A 6,652-nucleotide genomic window follows, 5' to 3' on the forward strand; every position below is an offset into this window, starting at 1 on the left:
TTCAAACGGGGAGAATGAAAACCTTTAATAACCAATTATAAACCTAAATTATGATGACACAAAGATAGTGTACAATTTACACTTTTGCAAATATTTTTTAAAATATTTTAAGAATCCCCCTCCTAGCCTAATAGAAAGCAATACCGTATATTTGTATATAAACAAAAAGGAGTTATATGTTCACAGGAATCATTGAAACAATTGGAACTGTTCAAAAAATAGAGTCAGAATTATCAAACCTACATTTCTATATAGAATCTGCCATTAGTGACGAGCTAAAGGTGGATCAAAGCGTATCGCATAATGGCGTTTGTTTAACGGTTGTACAATTGGAGCCTGGAGTTCATAAAGTTACTGCAATAAAAGAGACCTTAGAAAAAAGCAACCTAGGTTTACTCAAGGAAGGTGATGCGGTCAATCTAGAACGCTGTACCCAAATCGGTGGCCGACTAGATGGTCATATCGTTCAAGGCCATGTAGATCAAACCGCAATCTGTGTCGCAGCTGACCCGCAAGATGGCAGTGTGCTGTTTACTTTTGAATATGAACCGGGACCAAAGAATATAACTGTGGAAAAAGGATCCATTACAGTTAATGGAATAAGTTTAACAGTAGTAAACTCGGAAAGAAATAGTTTCTCTGTAGCGATTATTCCATTTACATTGGAACATACTAATATGAAAGACCTTCAAGTTGGCCAAACAGTAAATCTGGAATTTGATATTATCGGGAAATATGTAACCCGTATCATGGAATTGAGAGGATAATATCGAAACTGAATTCTAGGGGTCTGAAATTATAGATTGGAAAAGCTGAAGCTAGAAATCTAAAATGGCATATTGGAATTCAAAAAATACATTTTCATATAAAACTTTCATGTTTCCTTTGAAACACCAACAGGAATGAAAGTTCTTGATGGCCATTGAAAACAGACACTTTCATATAAAAATTGTGTTGGGAGCCGTTTCGTAAAACGGCTCTACGCATTGGCGTACTATTTTTTGTCCCCTACAACGAAAATCCCATCACCTCTTTTTTCTTTCTAGACTTAAATCGTTCCGGAACGATATTGAGAATCTCGTTCTTCAGCGTATTGATCGCATGTTTCTTCACGTAATTCTGAGGAGTCACTAAGCTTATTTCTCTGACTGGTTCTGGTGACTTGAAATAACGAATATGTTGCATTTGCTCATCATTATAACTGACGATGCTCATCTCAGGCAGAATTGTTATCCCTCCATTTAGATCAACCATGCGTTTAAGCGTTTCCACGCTTCCCGTATTATAATCGAAAGTACCTTCAAGCGAATGGTTATGCTTATAATTACAGATACTGAGCACCTGTCCACGCATGCAGTGTCCTTCATTCAATAACCATAGCTTATCCTCAGACAGCTCATCAGGTCCTACCGCTTTCTTGCCAAACAATCCACTACGTTCGGAGACGTAGGCGACAAAAGTTTCATAAAACAGCGGCGTTTCTTGAATAGAGGGCTCATGTAAAGGAGTCGACAGAATCCCACAGTCCAATGTTCCGAGTTTCAATTCTTGAATTATCTGTTCGGTGGTATATTCCCAAATATGAAGTTTTAGCTTGGTATATTTCTTTAGGAAGTTGGAAATCACATTGGGCAGTAAATAGGGTGCAACAGTAGGAATCACACCAATTCGAAGATCTCCGGTGAGTTCTCCGCGCTCAGCCTGCAATAGTTCAGCGATCTTTTTACTTTCGGTCAGCACGGTACGCGCCTGTTCAATAATTTTCTCGCCGATCTCAGTCGGTACAACCGGCTGCCTGCTTCGATCAAAAATCTTAACCCCTAGCGACTCCTCCAACTTTTGAATCTGCATACTCAGCGTAGGCTGCGTCACAAAACATTTCTCAGCAGCGGCTACAAAACTGCGGTAGGTATCCACCGCTATAATATATTCTAATTGAACTAGGGTCATGCTATAAATTTTAACTATACAAATGTACGAAGGTGATTACGGAAATGCTACTGTAACACTCAAATAAGACATTAAAACAACTTTTATGTTGGCCTTGAAACAAAGACAAGAAAGAAAGTTCTTAAAGGCCCTTAAAGACAGACAATTTCTGAAAAAACAAAGGCACAGCAATCGATGCTATGCCTAAGCTCACTTAAGTATTTATCAGAATTGACTATTGCTTATTTCTATAGCGCAATTCTAACTCTAGAATAATATCTCTTTTCTTTCCTTCGATAAGGGAAAGATCACCAGCAACGAAAACTCCTTTTTTCCCGTTGTGGATATTTCTAATTCCGTATACGGTTGATTCGTCAGCGGGATCTGTCATGCCTTCATAACGATATAGATAGTCGATCTCATAGTCTCCCGCTTCTACAGACAGCTCGTCAAATTCGATATTAAAATCTACTGTATAGCCTGAGTCCGTAAGATGTTTTAATGCTTCCGATGCTGAAGCGTACTTGTAAGTTGATTTCTCCATGGTATTAATCTTCTTTTCATTAAAAACAGCTAACTTTACTTATTGTTTTATCAAAGAAACCACAATATTCATGGCGATCATCCCTCCTACAGCTAAAAACACACCCGCTGAAGCATTCGAACGATTATTAGAAGTACTTTATACCCTGCGTGCTGAGTGTCCGTGGGACAAGAAACAGACGATGGAAAGTCTGCGACATTTGACCATCGAAGAAATGTATGAACTGGCCGACGCTATTTTGGAAAATGATATGCCGGAGATCAAGAAAGAATTGGGTGATATATTGATGCACTTGGTTTTTTATGCTCGCATTGCTGAAGAGGAAGAACAATTCAATATCGTTGATGTATTGAATGCTATCTGCGATAAGTTGATTTCTAGACATCCCCATATTTATAGCGATACGGTCGTAGAAAACGAGGAAGACGTAAAGCAGAATTGGGAAAGCTTGAAACTCAAAGAAGGAAATAAATCGGTTTTATCGGGTGTTCCGAAGAGTCTACCTGCATTGGTAAAGGCCTACAGAATCCAAGACAAAGTTAGGGGAGTTGGTTTCGACTGGGAGGATAAAAAAGAGGTTTGGGCAAAGGTGGAAGAGGAACTTGCAGAGTTCAAGGCCGAATTTGACATCAATCAGGAAGCGATAAATAAAGAACGTGCGGAATCGGAATTCGGCGATCTGCTGTTTTCTTTGATAAACTATGCCCGTCATATCGGCATCAATCCGGAGAATGCGCTGGAAAAAACGAACAAGAAATTCATCTTCCGCTTCAGCTATTTAGAAGAGAAAGCAAAGGAGCATGGTAGAGAATTGAAAGACATGACGTTGGAGGAAATGGATGTATATTGGAATGAGGCCAAAAGCGTAAAATAATATCTTATTACGCATTCTTTTTGATAACTTTAAGCGTACCAAGGTTTCCCAATATGAATTACTTCTTCAAGTTTCTTAAATGGTTAGCAATCTCTCTTGTTAGCCTTGTTCTCGTTTTGCTTATTGCTATGTATGCCTTTGGGGTAGATTATATATTAAAAGGTGTTTATGTCATCTATATGCAGGGTCATCAGACCGCCTATCTCGACGATTATCGCTATTTCGACAACCATAAGATCGACGCTGGCACCCCACAGCCTTGGGCAAAATCTACCGCTTACAACTCCGTCCCGCTGACGGATTCCTTAAAACGCATTCACGAACGTTGGGGATCTGTTGCCTACGTCATCATCCATCAAGATAGCGTTTGGTTCGAGGAATACTATGGAGGCTATTCAGACAGCTCAAAATCCAATTCCTTTTCGATGGCGAAAAGCATTACTGCTGCTCTTTTAGGAAAAGCACTGGAAGAAGGAAAAGTGAGCAGCCTGCAGCAAAAGGTGAAGGATTTTGTGCCCGAACTGGCTGGTCCATTCGCTGAGGCCTTGACTATGGAAAATTTAGTCTCCATGAGTTCGGGCATCACTTGGGATGAGAGCTATTATAATCCCTTCTCCATTACTACCCGATTATACTTCGATAAGGATATTCAGGGCGCCATTCCTGCACTTCCTGTTGACAAACAACCTGGTTTGAAGTTTATATACCAAAGTGGCGATACGCAGATGCTCGGAATCGCTTTACAACGCGCTACAAAATCTACCTTGAGTGAATTGATGTCCACTTACTTCTGGAAGCCGATGGGCGCTGAACATAGCGCTATCTGGCAGGTGGATAGTGAGAAATACGGAATTGAAAAGGCCTATTGCTGCATTGCCAGCAACGCCAAAGACTTTGCGAGATTTGGAAAACTATATCTAAACCATGGTCGATGGAACGGACAGCAGTTGCTTGATTCGGCTTATGTTGCCAAATCGATACAACCTAGATATCCCGAGTCACCACAGTATGGCTATGGTTGGTGGATGGGCCAATATAAGGATAAACGTTATTTCTATATGGATGGGCATTTGGGGCAATATGTAATCGTGGTGCCGCAAGATGAACTGATAATCGTACGCCTCGGTCATGGCATTGATAAGATTGGCCGAAATAACCCTCAATCTTCTTTCTATAACTTTATCGATCAGGCTTATCATATGCTAGGGTCTCGTATTCATTAGGATTAACTTAGGCTTTTAGCGAAATACCGAAAGTTTCATACCTTTGTTGCAATGAAAAATTTTGCAGCAATCTTTGATATGGATGGCGTTATCGCACATACTAATCCATATCACGCCAAAGCCTTTGAAGTATTTTTTGATCGTCACAAGATTTCTTACAACGAGCAGCAGTTTGAACAGCATATGTATGGCAAGCATAACAGCTATATATTTTCCCATTTTTTCGGGCGTAAGATCTTGGGTGAGGAACTGCTGAGCTTAGAAGATGAAAAAGAAGGCTTGTTCCGTGAGATTTATAAATCGGAGGCGAAATCCCTTCCCTATCTGCAAGAGTTTCTCACAGATCTTAAAGAACACGATTTTAAACTTGGAGTGGCGACATCGGCGCCTCGCGCAAATATGGATCTTATTCTGGATGCACTTGCGATCCGCCCATTTTTTCAATCCACTTTAGGCAGTGAGAATGTCAGTTTGCATAAGCCACATCCGGAGGTTTATTTGAAATCAGCAGCTAATTTGGGCGTAGATCCACAGCATTGTATGGTTTTCGAAGATTCTTTTTCAGGCGTTACGGCAGGTTTGAACGCGGGGATGCAGGTTGTAGGCGTATTGAGCTCGCATAAGCAAGAGGAACTGCCTGTATGTACAAGCTATATCCCTCATTATAAACATATCGATGCTAAACAAGTGCTCCATATGATCCATTCTTATGTGGGATAATGCATTAGCATTAATACCATCACCGATGGGCTGGGTACTTTATTTTTTCTGTGCCATGCTTATCGGTACCTCAAAAACAGGAATCCAAAATGTTGGCACCCTGGCGGTACCCTTATTCGCCCTGCTATTTGGTGCGAAATATTCTACCGGTATTGTTCTCATTCTGCTGTGTATTGCTGATTTAGTTGCTGTTATTTACTATAGAAAGCAATTCAACTGGTCGGAAGTCAAAAAACTCCTGCCCTTTGCCGCTATAGGTTTGATCATCGGACTAATCGTTGGCGATTATATAGATGATCGAATCTTCAAAATTTTAATGGGCGCCTGTATTATCCTAGGCGTTGGAATCATGCTCTGGGGCAATCGGCAAGACAAAATAAACCAAAGTACAGAATTCACCAAGAAATGGTGGTACTCGCCTTTATTTGGACTTATAACCGGTTTTTCAACCATGATAGGCAACGCAGCAGGCCCAACCTTAACTGTTTACCTCTTCTCCAAGAAACTGGATAAATACACCTTGGTCGCAACCGGCGCCTGGTTTATTATGATCCTCAACTTTTCAAAAATCCCTCTCCAATTATTCGTCTGGAAGAATCTTTCCTGGGAAGGCTTCGTCCTTAATCTTTTAGCTATCCCCTTTATATTGCTAGGCGGCTTTATAGGAATCAAACTCGTAAAAATACTACCCGAACGAGAATTTAAAATCGTGATCCTAAGCCTAGTGGTGTTATCTGCTTTGATGCTTATTGTTTTTTAGATAGGAGACATTAGATTTTAGATATTAGAGCACTGCGACCGCTTTATTTCCGATCTTATGTTGCCCATATTTTCAATCGTTGGTTTAGAAAAATTTTTCTGAACCTGCAAAGGAAGGATGCAAGGATTGGCAGGATTGCGGAATATGACTGGATAATATATCACATTTATTATAATCTTTTGTCTCCCCTTTCTAACCCGTTTGCGAGCGCTTCTGAAAGGGTTATAGAAGGGCTTTGAAAGGGTTATGAAAGGGGAATGAGTAAACGCAGAGTAGATACTAATCCTTCCTTTCTCTGTTTAGAAAAATAAGAATGTAATATTTTGAATTAGGAAAGTGAGGATAAATTGTTTTGAACCAGGAAAAAAAGGATTTTAGGATTGGCAGGATCAAGGTTATCCTTTTATCTTTCCTTTCTTGGTTCAGAAAATAAGGATGCAATGTCTTGAACCAGGAAAAAAAGGATTCTAGGATGGGCAGGATCAAGGTAATCCTTTTATCCTGCCTTTCCTGGTTCAGAAAAAAGGAACAATTGTCTTGAACCAGGAAAAAAAGGATTTTAGGATGGGCAGGATCAGATATCCGCCATAGGTCTAAATACT

7 protein-coding genes are annotated in these 6,652 nt (G+C 40.2%); 5 read left to right on the forward strand and 2 right to left on the reverse strand.

The genetic code is table 11. The annotated features are described in order from the left end of the window. The first annotated feature begins 176 nt into the window (after positions 1 to 176). A complete protein-coding gene (locus tag B2400_RS11140) occupies positions 177 to 767 on the forward strand; it encodes a riboflavin synthase (protein ID WP_149525979.1) in 591 nt (196 codons plus the stop codon). 241 nt (positions 768 to 1,008) lie between these two features. Here the strand turns inward: B2400_RS11140 and B2400_RS11145 are convergent, their stop codons facing one another. Both B2400_RS11145 and B2400_RS11150 read right to left on the reverse strand, forming a co-directional pair. Further along, positions 1,009 to 1,950 (reverse strand): hydrogen peroxide-inducible genes activator, encoded by a 942-nt coding sequence (locus tag B2400_RS11145; RefSeq protein ID WP_149525980.1) that lies wholly within the window; start codon positions 1,948 to 1,950, stop codon positions 1,009 to 1,011. 214 nt (positions 1,951 to 2,164) lie between these two features. Continuing rightward, a complete protein-coding gene (locus B2400_RS11150) occupies positions 2,165 to 2,473 on the reverse strand; it encodes a hypothetical protein (protein WP_187773825.1) in 309 nt (102 codons plus the stop codon). A gap of 70 nt (positions 2,474 to 2,543) precedes the next feature. Between B2400_RS11150 and mazG the strand changes: the two genes are divergently transcribed. From mazG to B2400_RS11170, 4 genes are read left to right on the forward strand one after another with little or no spacing between them, the layout of a single operon-like run. Then, positions 2,544 to 3,347, forward strand: coding sequence for a nucleoside triphosphate pyrophosphohydrolase (mazG, locus tag B2400_RS11155; RefSeq protein ID WP_293933370.1), 804 nt, complete (start codon positions 2,544 to 2,546; stop codon positions 3,345 to 3,347). A gap of 53 nt (positions 3,348 to 3,400) precedes the next feature. Beyond that, a complete protein-coding gene (locus B2400_RS11160) occupies positions 3,401 to 4,570 on the forward strand; it encodes a serine hydrolase domain-containing protein (RefSeq protein WP_293933372.1) in 1,170 nt (389 codons plus the stop codon). 51 nt (positions 4,571 to 4,621) lie between these two features. Beyond that, positions 4,622 to 5,290, forward strand: a complete 669-nt coding sequence (locus B2400_RS11165) for an HAD family hydrolase (RefSeq protein WP_293933374.1) — start codon at positions 4,622 to 4,624, stop codon at positions 5,288 to 5,290. Continuing rightward, positions 5,280 to 6,050 (forward strand): sulfite exporter TauE/SafE family protein, encoded by a 771-nt coding sequence (locus B2400_RS11170; RefSeq protein WP_149525984.1) that lies wholly within the window; start codon positions 5,280 to 5,282, stop codon positions 6,048 to 6,050. Before B2400_RS11165 ends, B2400_RS11170 begins: the two co-directional genes overlap by 11 nt. Positions 6,051 to 6,652 lie beyond the last annotated feature (602 nt).

Origin of the sequence: Sphingobacterium sp. UBA6645 (assembly GCF_002455685.1) — a bacterium.
GTDB lineage: Bacteria > Bacteroidota > Bacteroidia > Sphingobacteriales > Sphingobacteriaceae > Sphingobacterium > Sphingobacterium hotanense.